Source organism: Pseudomonas sp. BF-RE-21 (genome assembly GCF_019947305.1).
Lineage (GTDB): Bacteria > Pseudomonadota > Gammaproteobacteria > Pseudomonadales > Pseudomonadaceae > Aquipseudomonas > Aquipseudomonas migulae.
In genome coordinates this window covers 22,089-42,369 of record NZ_JAGYGF010000002.1, presented here as the reverse complement: position 1 = coordinate 42,369, position 20,281 = coordinate 22,089, and the positions used below count along the sequence as shown (strand labels likewise).

Below are 20,281 nucleotides of genomic sequence, written 5' to 3'. Positions count from 1 at the left end.
ATGATCAAGGACATGGAACACCATCAGGACGATAAAACCGTCTTGCTCGACCGCCAGGGCCACGGCCCGGCGCAAAGTCCGCTGACCGACTTCGCCGCACCGCCGCGTTTCGAACAACTCGAAGAGCGGATGATCTACGCCGCCCGCCTGCGCCCGGCAGAGACCTTCAACATCAGCCTCAATTCGCTGGTGGCCGCCGGTTCCGACCTGTTGTCGGAAGTGGTTCGCCTCAAGCACAGCGACAGCCGCGAAGACATGTACGCGCTCAACGAGCGCCTGACCGCCGGGCTGAAACTGTTTGAAGTGCGTGCGCTGCACAACGGCGCCGAAAGCAGCCAGGTGATGGCTGCGCGTTACGTGCTCTGCACCGTGGTCGACGAAGCCGTCGTGACCACGCCGTGGGGCAACGAAAGCGAGTGGTCGCAGATGAGCCTGCTCAGCAGCTTCCACAACGAAACCTTCGGTGGCGAGAAGTTCTTCCAGCTGCTGGATCGCCTGTCGAAAAACCCGGTCAAGCACCTGCCGATGCTGGAGCTGATGTACCTGTGCCTGTCCCTCGGTTTCGAAGGCAAGTACCGCGTGCAAGCGCGCGGCATGCTCGAACTCGAAGGCATCCGCGACGCCTTGTATCGGCAGATTCGTCAGCTGCGCGGCGACGTGCCGCGTGAACTGTCGCCGCATTGGGAAGGCTTGAACGACCAGCGTCGCAGCCTGGTGCGCATCGTGCCGGCGTGGATGGTGGTGCTGTTCACCGTGGTCTGCCTGGTGGTGATGTATTCGGGCTTCGCCTGGGTCTTGGGCGAGCAGCGCGACACCGTTCTGCAACCTTATCAGCCGCTGGATTCCGCCGCGGCCCAGCCGCTGTCGCAGCCGTAAACAGGGACGTGTGATGAAAAAGTTTTTCAAGAAAGTCGGCGCGTTCGTGCGCCAGACCTGGGTCTGGACCTTGCTGCTGGTGCTGTTCGTCGCACTGCTGGTCTGGTTTGTCGGGCCGCTGTTGGCCGTCGATGACTACAAGTTCTGGGAAGGTTCGACCTCCCGCCTGCTGACCATCAGTGTGCTGTTCCTGATCTGGGGCCTGACCATGGTCTTCGTCAGCTGGCGTGCCGGTGTACGCAAGAAAGCGGTCGAAGAGACTGAGGATGGTCAGGATCGTATCCGCCGTGAAGAGTTGATCGACGAAGAGCAGAAGGAGTTGAAGGAGCGTTTCAAGGACGCCCTGAAAACCCTGAAGACCTCGAGCCTCTATCGCGGCCGCAGCGAGCGCTGGCGCAGCGATTTGCCGTGGTACTTGCTGATCGGTCCGCAGGGCAGCGGCAAGACCAGCCTGCTGGACTTCTCGGGCCTTGAGTTTCCGATCAACAAGATCGACCGCAAACTGACCCGCGACACCCTCGGCACCCGGCATTGCGACTGGTATTTCGCCGACCACGGTGTGCTGATCGACACCGCCGGACGTTACCTGACCCAGGCGGATGCCGAAGTCGACGGCAGCGCCTGGAGCACTTTGCTCGACCTGCTGCGCAAGCGTCGTCGCAACCGTCCGTTGAACGGCGTGCTGGTGACCATTCCCGTGGAATTGCTGCTGGGCGCTAACGAGCAGGATCTGGAGACGCTGGCGCGTCAGGTGCGTGCGCGCCTGCAAGACGTGCATCAGAAACTGCACGTCGATGTGCCGATCTATCTGGTCCTCAGCAAGGCTGACCAGTTGCTCGGTTTCGACGAGTTCTTCGACCAGCTGACCCGCGAAGAGAGCGATCAGGTGCTCGGCACCAGCTTCCGCAAAGAGCAGAGCGGCACCGACGTCACCGTGCTGCGCGCCGAGTTCGAAGAGCTGCTGCGCCGCCTGAACAGCCAGGTGATCATGCGCATGCACCAGGAGCGCGACACCCAGCGCCGTGGCCGCATCCTCGACTTCCCGCATCAACTGGGGCAGATCGGCGAGCGCCTGTGCCTGTTCGTCGACATGGCGTTCACCGGCAACCGTTACCAGCGTGTCAGCCAGTTGCGCGGTTTCTACCTGACCAGCGCACCGCACCTGACCCAGGAAATGGACCAGACCACCGCCGGCATCGGCGCCAATCTGGGGATCAATTCCGGCGTATTGCCGACCCTGCGCAGCGGCCGTTCGCGGTTCATTCACCATTTGCTCAGCCGGGTGATTTTCCCTGAGGCCGATCTGGCCGGTCTGGACAAGCGTGAACGCAGCCGCATCCATTGGGGCCAGCGTGCGTTGTACGTCGGTGCATTGGCGGCGTTGGGCCTGTTCGGCCTGCTGTGGGCGAGCGGTTTCTCGGCCAACTATGAGCGCCTGGAAAACCTGCGCAACCTGGCACAAACCTGGACGCAACAGCGCTCGGCCCTGACCGCCCGTGATGATTCGATGGCGGTACTGAAGACCCTCGACACCAGCTACGCAGCGACCCAGGTGTTCCCGAAAAAGGGTGACGTGGGTTACCACGAGCGTGGCGGTCTGTATCAGGGCGAAGACGTCAACCCGGTGGTCAAGGCGGCTTACGAGCGCGAGCTCGAAAAGCAATTGCTGCCGAAGGTCGCGACCCTGCTGGAAGGGCAGATCCGCGCCAACATGAAGGACCGCGAACGCCTGCTCAACAGCTTGCGCGCGTACCTGATGCTGAACATGAAAGATCGCCGCGATGCGGTGTGGCTCAAGGATTGGGTCGCGACTGACTGGTCCCTGCGTTACGCCGGCAACACGGCGGTGCAGAACGGCCTGAACACGCACTTCGAGCGCTTGCTCAAGCTTCCGTTTATCTACCCGCTGAACGATCAACTGGTGGCTCAGGCGCGTCAGGTATTGCGCAGCGAGTCGCTGGCCAACGTGGTTTACCGGATGCTGCGCGAGCAGGCCCGAGACCTGCCGGAATACCGTTTGAGCCAACACCTGGGCCCGCAAGGTGCGCTGTTTGTCGGCACCGATTACGTGATCCCGGGCTTCTACACCCAGCAGGGTTATCAGCAGTATTTCTCGGTGCAGGGCAGTGCGCTGGTCACCGACATCCTGCGTGACAACTGGGTGCTGGGCGAAGGTTCAGGCATCAGCGGCATGGACTTGCGTCGCCTGATGGTCGAACTGGAGCAGCTGTATTTCCGCGACTACGCCAACTTCTGGAGCGAAGCCGTGGGCCAGGTTGCACTGCCTCCGATCAGCGATTTCAGTGAGGGCGCCGAGCAACTGGCGGGCCTGACCTCGGCCAACTCGCCGGTGCTGCAACTGCTGGTGGAAGTGCGCGAGAACACCCGGTTCCCGGCAGAAGCCGAGGCGGTCGATCAAGCGGCTGATGCCGCTGCCGCACTGGGCGAGCAGAAAGGCAAATTGGGCAAGCTGGGCAAACTGGCGTCTGCCGCCGCGGACAAAGCCTCGGACATGGCGGCGATCAAAAACCTGCCGGACACCGCGAAGAAATCCCTGCAACGCCGCTTCGAACCGCTGCACCGTTTGCTGGATGACAACAACGGCCCGGCCGCTGATTTGACCCCGGCGCTGACGGCGCTCAACGACCTGCAAATGCAACTGTCGAGCCTTGCGCGCGCCAGTGCGCCGGAGCAGGCCGCGTTCGAAATGGCCAAGACCCGCATGAGCGGCCAGCGTGATGCGCTGAGCAACCTGCGCAGTGCCTCGAACCGTCTGCCGCGCCCGGTCAGTGTGTGGTTCAACGTGCTGGCTGAAGACACCTGGCGTCTGGTGCTCAACGATTCCTACCAGTACCTGAACCAGCGTTATCAAAGCGAGCTGTACAGCTTCTACGGCAAGGCAATCAACAAGCGCTACCCGTTCAGCGCCCACAGCACCAGCGACGTGGCGATCAGCGACTTCCGCGAGTTCTTCAAGGCGCAGGGCATTGCCGATCGCTTCTTTGATACCTACATGCGTCCGTTCGTGAGTGGCGATCCGGGCAACTACCGTCTGCGCAGCATTGACGGTCACAGCATGCCGATCTCCAAGGTCTACCTCGACCAGATGGCCGCGGCCCAAGTGATCCGCCAGAGCTTCTTCTCGATCAACCCGGCGGAACCGCAAGTGCAGTTCAAACTGGAGCCGTACACCCTCGACCCGGCCGTCAGCCGTTCCGAGTTCAAGTTCGGCGACAAGACCATCGAGTACCGTCACGGCCCGATTGTGCCGGTGTCGTTCAAATGGCCGACTGACGCTGAAGACGGGCGCACCAGCCTGGTGATGGACAAGATGGCGGGCCGCCCGATCGGCATCGAGAAGAACTCCGGCCCGTGGTCGCTGTTCCGTCTGTTCGACCTGATGCAGACCGAGTACCTCAGCGGTCGTGACGTGCTGGTGCTGAAGGCGGACGTCGGTGGCCTGCGCGCCAACTACTTGCTGACCAGCCAGCGCACGCCGAACCCGTTCGACATGGGCGTGCTGCGCACCTTCCGCATGCCGGTGCAGCTCTGATGCTGGTTGCCAGTCCCTGGCGCAGCGCTGCGCGTACCGATGCCGGCAAGGTTCGGGCGCGCAACGAAGATGCTTTCCTCGACTGTCCGCAGCAGGGGCTGTGGGTGGTCGCGGACGGCATGGGCGGTCATCAGGGCGGCGACGTTGCCAGCCAGTTGATCGTCGCCAGCCTGGCGGAATTGCCGGCGCAGGATGACTTCGACGAACGACTCAAAGGCATTCGCCAGTGTCTGCACTGGCTGAACCGCCGCTTGGGTCAGGAGTTGACCGTCACCGCCGGGCGCCACGACAGCATCATGGGCAGCACCGTCGTGGCGCTGCTGGTGGAAGGCAATCGCGCGGCCTGCATCTGGGCCGGCGACAGCCGTTGTTACCTGTGGCGCGGCCAGCGTTTGTACCAGCTGTCCAAGGACCATTCGCTGCAACAGCAACTCATCGACGAGCAGCAGATGAGCGTCGAAGACGCCAGTGCCCATCCCGCCGCGCATGCCTTGACCCGTGCGGTCGGGGCGGCCGAGCAGCTGACGCTGGACGTGCTCGAACTCGAGGTTTACCCCGGCGATGCGTTTCTGTTGTGCAGCGATGGTTTGTACAACGGGCTGAGCAGCGATGCCTTGGGTAGCGCCCTGAGCCTGACCGCGCCGCATGTCGCGCTTGAGCGTCTGTTTGACGGCGCGCTACGTGGCTCGGCCCGGGACAACCTGACTGCCGTGGTGATCCGCCAATGACCCAACTCATGCCGCCGCTCGACGACCTGCTGATGAGCGAAGAGCAAGCCAATAACCTGACTTACTTTGCGTTTGCCAAGTCGCATCAAGCGGAACCCGCGTTGGCGCCGACAAGGGCCAGCGTCGGTGAACTGCCGGACGTGCTGGCAGGCCGTTACCGCATCGAGCGCCTGCTCGGTGCCGGCGGCATGGGCGCGGTTTACCGTGCACGGGACTTGCTGAGCGAACAGTTCGGCGATCCCGACCCTTACATCGCGCTGAAAATCCTCAGCGAAGAATTTGCAGAATCGCCGGATGCCAGCGCCTTGCTCTACAGCGAGTTCGCCCTGACCCGACGCCTGCGCCATAACAATGTGTTGCGACCGCACACCTTTGAAGTGGACACCGATTGCCAGCGTGCCTTCATCACCATGGAACTCATGCGTGGGCTGACCCTGGACAAACTGCTCTGCGAGCGGCCACTTGGCCTGCCGTGGAACGAACTGCGCGACATCGCGCTGCCGCTGCTCGACGCACTGGCCTACGCCCACGCGCGCGGCGTGCTGCACGGCGACATGAAGCCAAGCAACGTGATGCTCAGCGAAGAAGGCGTGCGCCTGTTCGACTTCGGTCTGGGCCAGGCCGAGGAGGGCATCCTTCCAGGCCTGCCACACCTGAGCCGCGACCGCTTCAACGCCTGGACACCGGGCTACGCCGCACCGGAACTGCTCGAAGGCCAGCCGCTGTCCGCCAGCGCCGACGTCTACGGCGTGGCCTGCGTGCTTTACGAATTGGCGGGCGGCAAACACCCGTTCCGCCGCTTGCCCTCGACCCAGGCCCGTGACGAACACCTGGAACGCGAGCTGCACGCCCCGAAAAATCTACCGAAACACTGCTGGCCAGCCCTGCGAACGGCGCTGGCATTCGATGCGGCCGATCGAACGATCACCGCCGCACAACTGCGTGACGCCATGGGCGCCACTTCGTCTTTGCTGCAACGTCTGCGACTTCGGGCGTAACGGATGACTACCGAACAGGGAGCAAGCAATGTTCAACCCAGCTAACGAAACGCACTTCAGCCTGACTGTCGAAGACTATGTGGGCGACCTGCAAGTGCTGTCGTTCACCGGCACCGAAGGCATCAGCCAGCCGTATCGTTTCGACCTCGAACTGGTCAGCGAAAACCCCGATCTGGACCTGGAAAAACTCCTGCACAAACAGGCATTCCTCGCGTTCGATCCGCAGGGTAGCGGCATCCACGGCCAGATCTACCGCGTCGCCCAAGGTGATGCCGGCAAGCGCCTGACCCGCTACAAAGTCTCCCTGGTGCCGCACCTGCAATACCTGCATCACCGCACCAACCAGCGCATCTACCAGCAGATGTCCGCGCCGAAAATCATCGCGCTGATCCTCGAAGAACACGGCATCAAGGGCAACGCCTACAACTTCCAGCTCAGCCAGCCATGCCCGGACCGCGACTACTGCGTGCAGTACGACGAAACCGACCTGCATTTCGTCCAGCGCCTGTGCGAAGAGGAAGGCATTCACTACCACTTCCAGCACAGCGAAAAAGCTCACTTGCTGGTATTCGGTGATGATCAGACCGTATTCCCCAAACTCGGCCAGCCAACCGCGTACGTGCAAGGCAGCGGCATGGTCGCCGACGAACCGGTGATCAAAGGCTTCAAACTGCGCCTGGAAACCCGCACCAGCCGCACCACCCGCCGCGACTACGACTTCGAAAAACCACGGCTGCAACTCGAAGCGGCCTACAAGCCTGATGTTCAGAGCGACGAACCAGACCTCGAAGACTACGACTACCCCGGCCGCTTCCTCGACCGCGCGCGCGGCAAATTCCTCAGCCAGCGCATCCTCGAACGCCACCGCGCCGACTACCAGCAAGCCGAAGGCCACGGCGACCAGACCCGCTTGATCAGCGGCCACTTCCTGGAAATGTCCGACCACCCGCGCACCGAGTGGAACGACCTCTGGCTGCTCACCGAAATCGTCCACGAAGGCAAACAGCCGCAAGTCCTCGAAGAGTCCGTGACCAGCGACACCACCGACAACAAAGACGACTTCCACCAGGGCTACCGCAACCGCTTCCTCGCCACCCCATGGGCCGTGTTCTACCGCCCGGCACTGCAACACCCAAAACCCCGCGTACTCGGCAGCCAGACCGCCAAAGTCACCGGCCCCGCCGGCGAAGAAATCCACTGCGACCAATACGGCCGCATCAAAGTGCAATTCCACTGGGACCGCGAAGGCCAGGCCGACGACAAAACCAGCTGCTGGATGCGCGTCTCCTCAAGCTGGGCTGGCGACCGCTACGGCGCCATCGTCATCCCGCGCATCGGCATGGAAGTCCTCGTCACCTTCCTCGAAGGCGACCCCGATCAACCGCTGGTGACTGGTTGCCTGTACCACAAGGAAAACCAGGTGCCCTACGACCTGCCCGCCAACAAAACCCGCAGCGTGTTCAAAACCCTCAGCTCACCGGGCGGCGGCGGGTACAACGAACTGCGGATAGAAGACAAAAAAGGCGCGGAGCAAATCTTCATCCATGCCCAGCGGGATTGGGATGAAAACATCGAGCACGACCAGAAGATTCGCGTCGGCAATGAGCGGCATGACACGGTGGTGAAGAACACCTACACCGAGCTCAAGGCTGAAGAGCATCGCACCACGATTGCTGATCGCAAGGTGGAAACGCGGGTGGATGATCACCTGACGATTGGGCAGAACCAGCATGTCAAACTCGGCACCGCACAACTGACCAGCGCCGGGAAAGAGATTCACCTGAAGGCTGGGGCGAAAATCGTCATCGAGGCTGGCTCGGAACTGACCATCAAGGGCGGTGGCAGCTTCATCAAACTGGATGCCGGCGGCGTGACCGTGGTCGGACCGATCGTGAAGATCAATGCCGGCGGCTCGGCAGGCTCGGGGACCGGGATCGGCATCAAACCGCCGATACTGCCAGGTGCAGCGGACAAAGACATCGCCGGCGCCGTGCCGCCTCAGGCTCTCGGCAACGCACCGATGGCGCCGCCCCCGGTTTGCAAGGAATGCCTGGCCCGGGCCAAACGTAACGCCCAGGCCCTGGCCGCACGATAAAGGACGACTTCATGTACACAAGCAACGTGCACTGGCTGGATGAGTTATGGGTCAACGCCCTGCAACTGAAACAGTCGCACCTCGACCTGTTGATCGACGCCACCAGCCTCGACTACCCGCTGCTGCAAGAACTGGCGGAGCAGCCCGACGGGCCAAAACTGGCCAAGCTGTTTGAAAACACCCCGGAAGTCGCCATCGCCGATTTCGGCCCGCTGCTGCTGCGCGTCGACACGGCCCAACGCGCCTGGCTGAAAACCTTCATCAGCGCCGTCGACTGCAACAAACACGTCGTCGCCCTGTTCAGCCCTTGGGCGTTCGATGCGCTGGCCGAACACCTGCGCGGCTACACCCAGGCAAAATGGAACCAGGGCCGCTCCGAAGGCGTGCTGCGCTACTACGATCCGCGCATGCTGCTGCCCGTCGCGGAAACCCTGACCCCGGTACAAAGCAACGCCTTCCACGCCGCCGTCATCTCCTGGCACTGGCTCGACCGCGACCAACACCCACAAAGCCTGCCCGGCAACTACGTCCGCCACGCCCCCACACCGGCCAACGGCCCCGTCATGTTCGACCACCCACAAGTCGCCAACCTGCTCGCCTGGACCAAAGCCGACGCCTACCGCGTCGACCGCTGCGCCGTGCCGCAGAACTACGGCTTGAGCCGCAATGAGGGGCTTATTCGACATTTGTATCGCAGCCAGATCGCGGCGAATCAGAAGGGGTTGAAGGAACCGGAAGAGCGGGAACCGTTTATTGAGCAGTGGCTGGTGGAGAACTCGCCGTTTGTGATTGATGAGCCACCGAAGGCGTTGATTTGATGGAGGGGCTCGCTCGTGGGCTGGGGGGGATGAGTTCTTCCTGGCTGGTTCGTGGGTGGGTGTTAGGGGGTGTGGTGATGTTGAGTGGTTGCAGCAGTGCTCCATCGAAAATGCTGGCGGCACCGGTGACGGGTTACAACCATACGTCCGCATCGATAAACCGATTTACTGTGAATGGCGCTGGTGGTCCGAATATCGGGCCTCACCACGGTGGTGGCAGTGAGGTCTGCTGTGGAGCGCTTCCTCGCCATTGGACACCGGACCTGAAGGCAATCGTCGAGTGGCAGAAGGATCCTGAACCCGGTTCTTCCAGTACCTGGAGCGAGCGTCCCTACTCCGACGCATGGAGGAAGCGCATGGCTGAACAAAGACAAAAGTATTCATATCACAGGGCGGTTGTTGATATTCCCCAATACGGCGAAAGCGTCTGCGCGTTGCAGGTTCATTTTTTGCCGTGTGATCAGGTGCGGGTTTCGACAACTTGCTACACGCCTTCAAATCCGAACTATCCCGATAAAGCATATTTTCAGGTTAAGGAGCTGACTTCATGTCTGATTCTTTGATCCTGCACAAACATCAACCCCGGTTTTCCGGATGTTTAATTAATTGCCCGATAAATATGGAGCGGCCAAATATATGTCTAGGTGTATAAGTAAGGAAAGCAGTCTGCAATTTTTCACGGCGTTGATGCCAAGTTTTTTCTATCGAGGTTATAGCTTGATCGCTCAATGTGTACCCAACATTAGGTTCTCTAACAACCACCGATTGGCCAATGCCTTTTTATTGTTTTTTGGTGTGTTGAACTTAGGTGCATGTCAAGCACAGTCTGAGATGCTAGGCACCCCGGTCTCGGGCTATAACCATACATCTAGCAACATCAACCGATTTACCGTGAATGGCGCTGGAGGGCCCAATATAGGTCCGTTTCAAGGAGGGTTAAGTTCACAAACCTGTTGTACCACGCTACCTCGAAGCTGGAATCCAGGACTAAAAGCCATTATTGAATGGGAAAGTGATCCGGCCCCGCGTGCAGCTATAAAACGGGATAAATACGGTCAAATCGAGTCTGGCGATTACAGTCGTCATGCCGCTAACTACACTCATCACAAAGCAGTCGTTGATATTCCTAAATATGACGATAAGTTTTGTGCGTTGCAGGTTCATTTCCTGCCTTGCGATAAAGTTCGTGTTTCTACTACGTGCTATACACCGGAACACCCCGATTATCCAGATAGAGCTTATTTCAATTCGAAGGAGTCCTCCGTATGTCCGAGATTTTGAGTTCAGGAGGTGCTCCTAAACCTGCTAGCGCATTTGCTGCGCCAAACTTTCCATTGGCTCGACGATTGCCAAGAGAACCAGGCCAGTTAACGAAAAATATTAAACTGCAAAAACGCGATGAAGCCGCGTTTGGAAATCAGCAGCGAAAGTTGTTGCAGGCTAAAGGCAATATTCAAAGCGGTCCACCTTGCAGCAAGTCCCTGCATATCACCATTGCATTCGATGGTACCAACAACAATGACCAGGCAGATGGTGCATCGACACCGTCCTCGCGTAGCAATATTGCTCGAATGTTCCATGCCAGTATTGGCGGAATCAGTTCAGCTCAGGAGCAAGGATATTTCCGTTACTACAGCCCCGGAGTAGGCACGGTTTTCCCTGACATACTCGAATACACGCCTAGCGATGGTGGGCTTATGTTTGCGAGTGGGGGTGAGAACCGAATCAACTGGGGACTCACTCGATTACTCGATGCGTTGAAGCAGACACTGGAATCGACTGGTCTCAACGTACCTGAAATGCGCGGACTGATAGATGCCATGTCTACTGGACTAGTGACTGCGCTCACCGGTGGTCTCTTGGCCAATGGAGAAAAAAAACGCGAAGCAGCAATGCGACCTGAGATTCAGAAACTGGAAGACGCGCTGAAAAAACGCGTCGATGCCGAAGTTAAACCTCATATTCTCGCTATGCGATTGTATGTGTATGGATTTTCGCGTGGTGCCGCGCAAGCCCGGACATTCGCCAATTGGCTGCAAACATTGACGCGTTGCACTGGTAGCGATGGCCAAACTGAATACCGCTTTGCCGGACTGCCTATTTCTATAGAATTTTTGGGCATCTGCGACACGGTTGCGGCAGTGGGTATGGCGGATAGCATGCCCTTTGCCGCCGGCCACATGGGTTGGGCTGATGACACAATGCGCCTACCTGATGAAGCTATAGAAAAGTGCATGAGCACTGCTTTGCCAGATGACTGTCACTTTTTAAAACGTTGCGTTCATTTGGTATCGGCGCATGAGCAGCGTGCCAGCTTTCCCTTGGACTCTATTCGACGCAGGCCCAAAAACTCAGCGGGCCAACGAGATGATACACAAGCATCCAGTTATCGAAGTGGAACCGAAGAATTTTTGTACCCCGGTGTGCACTCCGATGTAGGTGGCGGTTACTCACCTGGTAATCAGGGTAAGGCACTACCGGGTACAGATTATTTGGTATCGCAGATTCCGCTTCATCATCTATACGCGGAAGCTTTTAAAGCAGGCGCACCTTTGCAAGTCCCCGAACCGGCACATCAACCCGACGTTCATGAAATCTGGCGTGTTATGGCCCCTGATACGGAGATCGAATTCAACGTTTCAGACGAGCTGATCAAGCGCTTCAACGCGTGGCAGTCTCAAGTCAAAGTCGGCACCCTCGAAGAAATGATCAAACGAGAGCAGGCACTACTTACAGGCTGGCGCATCGACCGTTATGCCGGTGGCCTGGCGCAGCGTGGTTTCTTTGCGAACGTCGACAAAGACATGCCCGTGGCTAAACAGGATGCATGGAAAGCGATCTATGCACGTCGCTCCGCTGAGTCCGCTGCCGCCGCCCAAGGGCAGCCGCTGCCGACGTATACCGAGGCGCAGGAAAAAGAATATCAACTGAATGTTCAGATTGTCGGAGGCCAGGAAAAGGTCGACAACATTCGTTTGGAAAAAGCCTTCGATCCGCCCCTAGACCAAGTACAGCTATTGGGTGCTGCTGCCGAATTCCGCCATGACTACCTCAAAGAATGGGGCATTTTGGATGACTGGAAAATCGGCAGCACGATCATTGATATGTTGGTTGGCGGCACGGTCTACGCGATCAATGAGGAGGATGAGGCCGAGGAGTACAACTACCTGTACGACAATGGCACGGCGCGTTACAAGGAGATGTTCAGCGCACCAAACAAAGTACGGCAGGGCCAGGAAGACCTGGTTGCACTGTTCGATGATCAGGTTCACGACTCTCGTGCATGGTTTATGAACACATCCGGCATTGGTCCCCGCGAACCCTTTACGGATTACTTCCGCATACGTCTGGTGCATTTCGATAACGAGTCCAACAAGCAACTGTCTTTGGTTGCCACAGCGGGTCGCGTCATCGGTATCGGTATCGCGGTGGCCAGTATTGGCTTGAGCATTAAAAAGCGTGATCCGCGAATGTTGCTGGCACTCCCTCTCATGAACGTGGCTCGTCCTATTCTTACCGGGAAGGTTGGTTTGCCTGAGATCAGCGCGTTCGATCCGCTTACCGGTATTGCAATACCAATGCTCGATAATCTGGACTCTCTACGGACCTTCACGAAGGCGCCGGGTGATTTGGTGGCCAAAGTCGCAGCCTTGCCACCGCTGAAACCATTGACCGAAGCCACAGCGAACACCCCGGCGCTGCAGAAAATCCTGGTAGCCCATCAGGCGCTTGAAGCAGTCGAAGCTGCTCGCAAGAAAGACGTGGGTGCATTGGCCGGTATGCTGGCGAATGCGGCGAACGAAGAGGACAAGCCCAGTGGCTGGCTCGACTTGGTGGCTGATCAGGCCAGTAACTTGAAGTCGTCTGAAAAGAACGTGTAGCCGTACAAAGATAAGGGCGGCTCTGGTGGGCCGTCCTTTTAGTTTGGTACCCAATTACCCTGACAAAGCCTATTTTGAAGCGAAGGAACCAAAGGTCTGCCCGGGTTCCTGAGCCAGAAAAGAACACGGCCCCGATTGTTGGCAACATCAATCGGGGCCGTTTTTGTTTGCTTGGTTAGCCAGTTCAGCCTTACGCCTTGGCGCGATGTTCTTCTGGGGTCGGCGAATCAATGTGGTCCAGCGCTCGCTCCACCAACAGATGCACACCGTCCGCCATTCTGCTGAGGGCCAGGGCGACTGAGCGGCGGGAGCCTTCTACACCGTCGGCCAGGTCGGCGGCGATGGCGCTGATGGACAGCAGGTCTTCGGAGGCATTGGCCAGGAGGGTTTCGGTGTGGAGGTCGGGAGCGACGATGAAGAGCGCACCCTTGCGGGATTTCGATGGTTTATCCGCAGTTGTGCCGAAGTGATGGTCGAGGGCGCGCTCGGCGGCTTCGTGGAGTTTCTTGGAATCTAAGGATTCGTAGGGGGAAGTGGCTTCATTTTCGGGCGATTTGGATGTCGGATTGGTCATAGGTGTAAATCCTTGGAGTTAATAAAATGTTTTCTCCGATTTCGGACTTGCACATCCGGTCGCCGATTTCGCGGCGACGGGCAAAGGTTATCGGTGAAGTAAGAGGTTGCCTAGTTCATGGACAGCTCGGCGTTTAGCAGGAAATGTCTGATAGGAGTGAGTGTAGAAACCTCAATAAGCATCAGCTTTTAAACAACAACGTTTCGTCAATGACTTGGTAGTCATCAGCGTCAAAAACCACGGCATCTTCTTCTAACACTGCGCAATAGTGGCGTTCTCGCTCGAAGCCGCTACACTGCGCCGGCCGTTCATTTTCCTTTTGAGGCTGTGCGCATGAAATTTCGTTTTCTTCTGTGGATGCTGGGTTTGTTGATGGGTAAGGCCAGTCGGACCAATCCTGCGTTTCAACAGCAGTTGGGTGACAAGGAATTGGTGTTTCAGCTACAGACCCTGGACGGGAAAGTGGCGCGGCATTTCTTTGTGAAGGATCAGCGCATTACCAGTAAGTCGGGCGTGTATGCCGAGCCGGCGTTTGCGATTGCGTTTAAAGATGCGGCGTATGGCTTTGCCACGATGCAGGCGAAGAACAAGCAGTTGGCGTTTATGACGGGGATTCAGGACAAGTCGATTCAGATCAAGGGTAACCCGGCGTTGGTGATCTGGTTTCAGGGGTTGACCAAGTATTTGAAGCCGAAGAAGGCGAAGGCTGCCGCTAAGGTTTGAGGTGGTCAGGTAGACCGAGGTGGATTTTTCGCGGGCAAGCCTCGCTCCTACAGGAATCACGAAATCCTGTAGGAGCGAGGCTTGCCCGCGAAGCTTTTAGGCTTGGGTGAATTGCGAAGCGAGTTCGCGCAGCAGGACTTCGGCTTCGAGGACTTTGCTGACGACGTCGTTAGCTTTGTCGCGAGTCAGGCCGACGCGTTCCAGCAGGGCATCCGGGATATCTTCATCCGGGCCGGAGCCGATGCCGCGGCTACGCAGCAGGCGCACGGACAGGCACACGAGGTTTGGATATTCAGCGTAGGCGCCGTCGTAGCTTGGGTCGTGCTGGAAGCGCAGCGCGGTGGCCAACTCATCGGGCATGTCCCAATAGCGCATCAGCCATGAGCCGATCTGTTCGCGGCTGATGCCGAGCAGGTGTTGCTCGACGTAGCTGTGGCACAGGTGCGGGTTGACCTCCAGGTGGCGGCAGATCAGCGAGAAGTGCGGCGGGAATACGTGGGCCAGCAGCAAGTAGCCGAAGTTGTGCAGCAGGCCGGCGAGGTAGGTCAGGCCGGCTTCCGGGCGCTGGGCGCGCGGCATGGCGCGGGTCAGGCCTTCGATGACGGCGGCGGTGTAGATCGATTGCTGCCAGTACGGCGTGGTGTGTTGCGGGTGGTCTTTGGGCAGGCTGAGGGTTTTGCCCAGGGCCAGGCCCAGCGCCAGGTTGATCACCAGATCGAAGCCCAGCACGCGGACGATGGCGTCTTCAACGGAGCGAATCTTGCCCGGCGAGGCGTAGTACGGTGACGCTGCCCAGCTGACGACTTGTGCGGCAAGGGCCGGGTCGGTTTCGACCACGCCGGTGATGTCGTCGATGGTGGCGTTGGGGTCGACGCGCAGTTTGATGATTTTCTGCGCGGTCTCGGCCAGTGGCGGAATTTCGATGGTGGCTTCCAGGCGCTGCTGGATGCGTCGCGCGGTGAACGCCTGGACGGCCTGGGTGATTTCCTCGCGGTCATCGTCGGGGCGGTCGAGGTTCGGGCGGATGCTGCTCACGTTCTCGCCGAAGTTGGCGGCGCTGGCCTTGGTCAGCATGGTCTTGAAGGCTTCGCTGGTGATTTCCAGCAGCACGCCCGGCTCGCCCGAGTTGATCAGCAACTTCGGTTCGCGCAGCAGGCTTTCTTCGTACAGGCAGGGCGAGCTGGTCAGCGCCGGCAGGCCGGGCAGCAGGCTCAGGTTGTGTTTGCCGAGCATCTTTTCCAGGCGCTCGGTCGACACGGCGGCGAGGCGGCGGCCGGTCAGTTCGGCGAGGCGGTTGAGGTCGAGCAACTGGCTTTGCGGGAACAGCACCATCAGCGCGCCCACGGCGTCGTCGAGCAGCACCGCTTGCACTTTGCGCGAGGCGTTCAGGCCGTGGTGGTCGAGGACTTCTTCGTAGGCGATGCCCAGTTTGGCGAGCAGCAGCCGAATAACAGACGGAGCGTGCGGGGTTTCGGGGACGAGGGCAGCTTCAGTCATGGTCTGTATCCGTATTCAAACAATTGCAGGAGTATAACCAGCTTGTTTAAGGGCAGGGTCCAGAAACTGCGACGGTGCTCACACTTGGCCGTATTGCTGCCCGTGGCGCAGCCAGCGGTCGAGCAGCGGGCTGACGTGATCCGGCCAACGCTCCAGCAATGCCTGGGCGGCGTCGCGCACGGCGGGCAGCAGATCGGCGTCGCGCATCAGGTCGGCGACCTTGAATTGCAGCAGACCGGTCTGCCGCGTGCCGAGCATTTCGCCGGGGCCGCGCAGTTCCAGGTCTTTTTCGGCGATGACAAAACCGTCGTTGGTTTCGCGCATGATGCCCAGGCGCTGACGGCCGATCTGTGACAGCGGCGGATGGTAGAGCAGCACGCAATGGCTGGCGGCGCTGCCCCGACCGACGCGGCCGCGCAATTGGTGCAACTGCGCGAGGCCGAGGCGTTCGGGGTTTTCGATGATCATCAGGCTGGCGTTTGGCACGTCGACGCCGACTTCGATCACGGTGGTGGCGACCAGCAGTTGCAGGTTGCCGGCCTTGAATTCGGCCATCACGGCGGCTTTCTCGACAGGCTTCATGCGGCCGTGAATCAACCCGACTTTCAACTCGCCGAGGGCGGCGGTGAGGTCCTCAAAGGTGGTTTCCGCCGCTTGGCAGGTCAGCTCTTCCGACTCTTCGATCAGCGTGCACACCCAATAGGCCTGACGCCCTTCGGCGCAGGCGCCGCGCACCCGTTCGATGACTTCGACGCGCCGGGTGTCGGTGACCAACACGGTGTTGACCGGGGTCCGGCCTGGCGGCAGTTCGTCGAGGATCGAGGTGTCGAGGTCGGCGTAGGCGCTCATCGCCAGCGTTCGCGGGATCGGCGTGGCGGTCATGATCAGTTGATGCGGACACATGCGCCCGCCGACGCCTTTCTGCCGCAGCGCCAGGCGCTGTTGCACGCCAAAACGGTGTTGTTCGTCGATGATCGCCAGCGCGAGGTTCTTGAACTGCACTTCGTCCTGGAACAGCGCGTGAGTGCCGACCACCATCGGCGTGCCGCTGGCGATCTGTTCCAGCGCGGCCGCGCGGTTCTTGCCTTTGAGCTTGCCGGCCAGCCACGCGACTTCAATGCCCAGCGGTTCGAGCCAGCGCTTGAAGGTGATGAAGTGCTGCTCGGCGAGGATCTCGGTCGGCGCCATCAACGCCACTTGATAACCCGCTTCCAGTGCCTGGAGCGCGGCAAGGGCGGCGACCACGGTTTTGCCCGCGCCGACGTCGCCCTGAATCAAGCGCAGCATCGGTTCGTGCTGGCTGAGGTCGTAGGCGATTTCGTTGCCGACGCGTTGTTGGGCGCCGGTTGGATTGAAGCCGAGATTGGCCAGGTATTGGGCCGGCAATCGGCTGGCTTTTGGCATCGCCGGCGCGCGCAGGGAGCGCATGCTTTCGCGCAGACGCTGCTGCGAGAGTTGATGAGTCAGCAGTTCTTCAAAGGCCAGACGGTGCTGCGCCCAATGATGGCCGAGGGCGAGTTCGTCGACGTCGGCATCGGCCGGCGGGTGATGCAGGTAACGAATCGCATCGGCCAGCGGCGCCAGTTGATAGTCCCGCGCCAGTTCGTTCGGCAACCAATCCGGCAGGCTGGTCGGGCCGAGCATCGTCAGGGTTTGCATGCAGAGCTGGCGCAAACGCTGCTGGGTCAAACCTTCGGTGAGCGGGTACACCGGCGTCAGGGTTTCATCCACGGGCGGCGGCTCGTCGCCGGTGAGGGCGCGGTATTCCGGGTGGTAGATTTCCAGTCCCGACGCACCGGGCCGCGCTTCGCCGTAGCAGCGAATCCGCGTGCCACGTTTGAGGCCTTCTTTCTGGGCGTTGCTGAAATGGTAGAAACGCAGGCTGAGCCCGCCGGTGCCGTCCTGCAAACGCACGACCAGGCTGCGGCGCCGGCCCATGACCACATCGGCGCCGCTGACGGTGCCTTCGATCACGGCATCTTGCCCCGGTCGCAGGTGGCCGATCGGGACAACGCGAGTGCGGTCCTGATAACGCAGCGGCAGGTGAAACAGCACGTCCTGGAGATTCTCCAGGCCGACTTTGGCCAGTTTCTCGGCCATGGCCTCGCCGACACCCTTGAGTGCCGTGACCGACACTTGCGACAACTCGGTCATGACAGCGACTTAAGCCGCAGCCACCGGCGCGGGCGGCTTGGCCACCGAGCACAGGCGAATGGAGTCAGCGAGGATTTCAATGGCCTTCGGACGCGGGAAGCTCGCGCGCCAGGCAATGGCCACGGTGCGGAACGGCACCGGCGCGGTCAGTGGGCGCACTTCGATCACGCCGGGGGCGTAGTGATGGCTGTCCACGGCCGACAGCGGCAGGATCGAAATCCCGAGCCCCGAGGCGACCATGTGGCGAATGGTCTCCAGCGAGCTGGATTCCACCGTGGTGTGCTTGGCGCCGTCGTTGCCTTTGGTCAGCGTCGGGCAGGCTTCCAGCACTTGATCGCGGAAGCAGTGGCCTTCGCCGAGCAGCAGCAGGCTCTTGTCGTTGAGCAGGGCGGCGTCGATGGATTCCTTTTGTGTCCACGGGTGCTGGGCCGGCATCAGGACGTAGAACGGCTCGTCGTAGAGCTGCAGGGTCAGGACGTCGGCTTCGTTGAACGGCAGGGCGATGATGATCGCGTCGAGCTCGCCGTTGCGCAGTTTGTCGCGCAGCACGTGGGTGAAGTTTTCTTCGATGTACAACGGCATCTGCGGGGCGACCCGGTGCAGTTGCGGAATCAGGTGCGGAAACAGGTACGGGCCGACGGTGTAGATGGCGCCGACTTTCAGCGGGGCGGTCAGCTGGTTCTTGCCGGCCTGGGCCAGTTCGCGGATGCCTTGGGCCTGTTCCAGGACTTTTTGTGCCTGGGCCACGATGCCTTCGCCAACCGGGGTCAGGCGCACGGCGCTCTTGCTGCGCTCGAAAATCAGCACACCGAGTTCGTCTTCAAGCTTTTTCACGCCCACCGACAGGGTCGGCTGGCTGACGTGGCAACGCTCGGCCGCGTGGCCGAAGTGCTGCTCTTGGGCGAGGGTAACGATGTAGCGTAATTCTGTAAGAGTCATAGCGAGCGTCCATGAAGTTGCGGGCCAAGCATACCGGCTGCAATCGATAGACGCACGTTATCAGAGAGAGTGTGTCGAGTGACACCGGGTAACGCCGGTTTGCCGCTGGCGGATATGCAAAAGGCACCTTTCGGGTGCCTTTTGCATATCTTGTTACCGCCACAGAATCTGTAGGAGCGAAGCTTGCTCGCGAAAGCGGTATGTCAGTCGAATCATTCGTGAATGACACACCGTTTTCGCGAGCAAGCTTCGCTCCTACAGGGTTCTCTTTAGCGGCGGCGTTCCAGCGAGTAAACAAACGGTGCAACAATTTCGATGGAGCCGTTGTTCAGCATGTCGGCCGGTGGCTTGGGCAGCGGTTGGGCACGCTTGATCATTTCCAGGGTGGCCCGGTCCAGATCGGCATTGCCCGAGCGGCCCACCAGTTCGAACGACAACACGTTACCTTCGCCGTCCACCACGAAGCGCAGACGGTTCAAACCTTCCTTGCCCCGCGCCTGTGCACTGGCCGGGTACTTTTTGTACTTGGCCAGGTGCGCCAGCAGGGTGCCTTGCCAACTGGCCTTGGCCGCTTGCTGCGCAGGTGATGGGCCCGGTGCCGGTTGAGCGGATTTCTCCGACGGTGCCTGGGTCGGTTGCGCTTCGCTCGGTTTTTCCTCGGACGGTTTTTCCTTCGGCGGCTCCGGCTTTTTCTCCACAGGCTTGGGCGGTTGAGGCTTGGGCTTGGGTTTGACCGGCTTCGGTACGGTGATTTCTGCCTTCGGCACTTCGGCCAGTTTCGGGATCGGCAGCTCTTCCACCGGCGCAGGGGGTTGTGGCGGCGTTATCACCTTCGGTGGTGCCGGAGGAGGCGGTGCCGGAACCGGCGCCAACTCGACCATCATCGCCTGCGGCGGCAGCTCGATAGGTGGGCGCGACGTCCAGTTCAGCGCCAGCGCAATGGCCAGCGCATGGACGCCCAGCACCACGGCCAGGCTACCGCCGTAACGCGTCAGCTTATGGCGCGTCGTGATCATTTCTTCACTGCCGTCTCGAGTCCGACCAGTCCGACCTTCAGGTAGCCGGCAGCGCGCAGGTTGTCCATCACGCTCATCAGGTCGCCGTAGTCCACGCCTTTATCGGCCTGGAAGAAGATCGTCGTGTCTTTCTTGCCCTGGGTCTTGGCGTCGAGCGTGGCGCCAAGTGCTTCGGCTTTCACTTCGTCTTCGCCGAGGAACAGGCGCTGGTCAGCCTTGACGCTGAGGAACACCGGTTTCTCTGGCCGCGGCGCCGGTTTGGCGCTGGAGGCAGGCAGGTCGACCTTGATGTCCACGGTGGCCAACGGAGCGGCCACCATGAAGATGATCAACAGCACCAGCATCACGTCGATGAACGGCGTGACGTTGATTTCGTGGTTCTCGGCCAGATCGTCGTCTGCGCCTTCTTTCAAATGCAGGCCCATGGCC

The 20,281-nt window shown here is 60.1% G+C and carries 16 protein-coding genes; 10 read left to right on the top strand and 6 right to left on the bottom strand.

Annotated features, from left to right (window positions below):
* The 9 genes from icmH (at position 1) to KGB25_RS01765 (ending at position 12,949) form a co-directional block, all read left to right on the top strand.
* Entirely contained in the window at positions 1 to 876 is an 876-nt protein-coding gene (icmH, locus tag KGB25_RS01805; RefSeq protein ID WP_008030654.1) for a type IVB secretion system protein IcmH/DotU, read from the top strand.
* Between the two features lie 13 nt (positions 877 to 889).
* Positions 890 to 4,429 carry a type VI secretion system membrane subunit TssM gene (tssM, locus tag KGB25_RS01800; RefSeq protein WP_192228189.1) on the top strand — a complete coding sequence of 1,180 codons (3,540 nt, stop codon included), beginning with the start codon at positions 890 to 892 and terminating at the stop codon, positions 4,427 to 4,429.
* Positions 4,429 to 5,157, top strand: coding sequence for a PP2C family protein-serine/threonine phosphatase (locus KGB25_RS01795; RefSeq protein WP_084317742.1), 729 nt, complete (start codon positions 4,429 to 4,431; stop codon positions 5,155 to 5,157). The genes tssM and KGB25_RS01795 overlap by 1 nt, the downstream gene beginning before the upstream one ends.
* Positions 5,154 to 6,155: a serine/threonine-protein kinase gene (locus tag KGB25_RS01790; RefSeq protein WP_223434097.1), complete on the top strand. Its 1,002-nt coding sequence runs from the start codon at positions 5,154 to 5,156 to the stop codon at positions 6,153 to 6,155. The genes KGB25_RS01795 and KGB25_RS01790 overlap by 4 nt, the downstream gene beginning before the upstream one ends.
* Positions 6,156 to 6,183: 28 nt before the next feature.
* Positions 6,184 to 8,250 (top strand): type VI secretion system tip protein TssI/VgrG, encoded by a 2,067-nt coding sequence (gene tssI / locus KGB25_RS01785; RefSeq protein ID WP_223434096.1) that lies wholly within the window; start codon positions 6,184 to 6,186, stop codon positions 8,248 to 8,250.
* An 11-nt stretch (positions 8,251 to 8,261) separates the two neighbouring features.
* Positions 8,262 to 9,068, top strand: coding sequence for a DUF4123 domain-containing protein (locus tag KGB25_RS01780; protein ID WP_223434095.1), 807 nt, complete (start codon positions 8,262 to 8,264; stop codon positions 9,066 to 9,068).
* A 29-nt stretch (positions 9,069 to 9,097) separates the two neighbouring features.
* Entirely contained in the window at positions 9,098 to 9,631 is a 534-nt protein-coding gene (locus tag KGB25_RS01775) for a DUF3304 domain-containing protein (RefSeq protein WP_223434094.1), read from the top strand.
* A gap of 124 nt (positions 9,632 to 9,755) precedes the next feature.
* A complete protein-coding gene (locus KGB25_RS01770; protein ID WP_411740549.1) occupies positions 9,756 to 10,349 on the top strand; it encodes a DUF3304 domain-containing protein in 594 nt (197 codons plus the stop codon).
* Positions 10,334 to 12,949, top strand: coding sequence for a T6SS phospholipase effector Tle1-like catalytic domain-containing protein (locus KGB25_RS01765; protein ID WP_223434093.1), 2,616 nt, complete (start codon positions 10,334 to 10,336; stop codon positions 12,947 to 12,949). Before KGB25_RS01770 ends, KGB25_RS01765 begins: the two co-directional genes overlap by 16 nt.
* Positions 12,950 to 13,139: 190 nt before the next feature.
* On the opposite strand, the gene KGB25_RS01760 is transcribed toward KGB25_RS01765, so the two are convergent.
* Positions 13,140 to 13,523 (bottom strand): DUF6124 family protein, encoded by a 384-nt coding sequence (locus tag KGB25_RS01760; RefSeq protein ID WP_223434092.1) that lies wholly within the window; start codon positions 13,521 to 13,523, stop codon positions 13,140 to 13,142.
* A 333-nt stretch (positions 13,524 to 13,856) separates the two neighbouring features.
* On the opposite strand from KGB25_RS01760, the gene KGB25_RS01755 reads away from it, so the two are divergent.
* On the top strand, positions 13,857 to 14,246 hold the full coding sequence (locus KGB25_RS01755) for a helicase (RefSeq protein ID WP_223434091.1): 390 nt from the start codon (positions 13,857 to 13,859) through the stop codon (positions 14,244 to 14,246).
* Positions 14,247 to 14,342: 96 nt separating this feature from the next.
* Here the strand turns inward: KGB25_RS01755 and KGB25_RS01750 are convergent, their stop codons facing one another.
* From KGB25_RS01750 to exbD, 5 genes are all read right to left on the bottom strand, one after another.
* Positions 14,343 to 15,743, bottom strand: coding sequence for an aminoacyl-tRNA deacylase and HDOD domain-containing protein (locus tag KGB25_RS01750; RefSeq protein WP_008030618.1), 1,401 nt, complete (start codon positions 15,741 to 15,743; stop codon positions 14,343 to 14,345).
* Positions 15,744 to 15,821: 78 nt separating this feature from the next.
* Positions 15,822 to 17,897, bottom strand: a complete 2,076-nt coding sequence (recG, locus tag KGB25_RS01745) for an ATP-dependent DNA helicase RecG (RefSeq protein WP_223434090.1) — start codon at positions 17,895 to 17,897, stop codon at positions 15,822 to 15,824.
* 9 nt (positions 17,898 to 17,906) lie between these two features.
* Positions 17,907 to 18,836, bottom strand: a complete 930-nt coding sequence (locus tag KGB25_RS01740) for a hydrogen peroxide-inducible genes activator (protein WP_008030615.1) — start codon at positions 18,834 to 18,836, stop codon at positions 17,907 to 17,909.
* A 269-nt stretch (positions 18,837 to 19,105) separates the two neighbouring features.
* Positions 19,106 to 19,852: an energy transducer TonB gene (locus KGB25_RS01735; RefSeq protein ID WP_008030614.1), complete on the bottom strand. Its 747-nt coding sequence runs from the start codon at positions 19,850 to 19,852 to the stop codon at positions 19,106 to 19,108.
* Positions 19,849 to 20,277 carry a TonB system transport protein ExbD gene (gene exbD, locus KGB25_RS01730; protein ID WP_008030611.1) on the bottom strand — a complete coding sequence of 143 codons (429 nt, stop codon included), beginning with the start codon at positions 20,275 to 20,277 and terminating at the stop codon, positions 19,849 to 19,851. Before exbD ends, KGB25_RS01735 begins: the two co-directional genes overlap by 4 nt.
* Positions 20,278 to 20,281 lie beyond the last annotated feature (4 nt).

Bases quoted from the DNA above. Each gene is read 5' to 3' on its own strand.
- icmH (WP_008030654.1), top strand. From the start codon at position 1: ATGATCAAGGACATGGAACACCATCAGGACGATAAAACCGTCTTGCTC.
- tssM (WP_192228189.1), top strand. From the start codon at position 890: ATGAAAAAGTTTTTCAAGAAAGTCGGCGCGTTCGTGCGCCAGACCTGG.
- KGB25_RS01795 (WP_084317742.1), top strand. From the start codon at position 4,429: ATGCTGGTTGCCAGTCCCTGGCGCAGCGCTGCGCGTACCGATGCCGGC.
- KGB25_RS01790 (WP_223434097.1), top strand. From the start codon at position 5,154: ATGACCCAACTCATGCCGCCGCTCGACGACCTGCTGATGAGCGAAGAG.
- tssI (WP_223434096.1), top strand. From the start codon at position 6,184: ATGTTCAACCCAGCTAACGAAACGCACTTCAGCCTGACTGTCGAAGAC.
- KGB25_RS01780 (WP_223434095.1), top strand. From the start codon at position 8,262: ATGTACACAAGCAACGTGCACTGGCTGGATGAGTTATGGGTCAACGCC.
- KGB25_RS01775 (WP_223434094.1), top strand. From the start codon at position 9,098: ATGAGTTCTTCCTGGCTGGTTCGTGGGTGGGTGTTAGGGGGTGTGGTG.
- KGB25_RS01770 (WP_411740549.1), top strand. From the start codon at position 9,756: ATGCCAAGTTTTTTCTATCGAGGTTATAGCTTGATCGCTCAATGTGTA.
- KGB25_RS01765 (WP_223434093.1), top strand. From the start codon at position 10,334: ATGTCCGAGATTTTGAGTTCAGGAGGTGCTCCTAAACCTGCTAGCGCA.
- KGB25_RS01760 (WP_223434092.1), bottom strand. From the start codon at position 13,523: ATGACCAATCCGACATCCAAATCGCCCGAAAATGAAGCCACTTCCCCC.
- KGB25_RS01755 (WP_223434091.1), top strand. From the start codon at position 13,857: ATGAAATTTCGTTTTCTTCTGTGGATGCTGGGTTTGTTGATGGGTAAG.
- KGB25_RS01750 (WP_008030618.1), bottom strand. From the start codon at position 15,743: ATGACTGAAGCTGCCCTCGTCCCCGAAACCCCGCACGCTCCGTCTGTT.
- recG (WP_223434090.1), bottom strand. From the start codon at position 17,897: ATGACCGAGTTGTCGCAAGTGTCGGTCACGGCACTCAAGGGTGTCGGC.
- KGB25_RS01740 (WP_008030615.1), bottom strand. From the start codon at position 18,836: ATGACTCTTACAGAATTACGCTACATCGTTACCCTCGCCCAAGAGCAG.
- KGB25_RS01735 (WP_008030614.1), bottom strand. From the start codon at position 19,852: ATGATCACGACGCGCCATAAGCTGACGCGTTACGGCGGTAGCCTGGCC.
- exbD (WP_008030611.1), bottom strand. From the start codon at position 20,277: ATGGGCCTGCATTTGAAAGAAGGCGCAGACGACGATCTGGCCGAGAAC.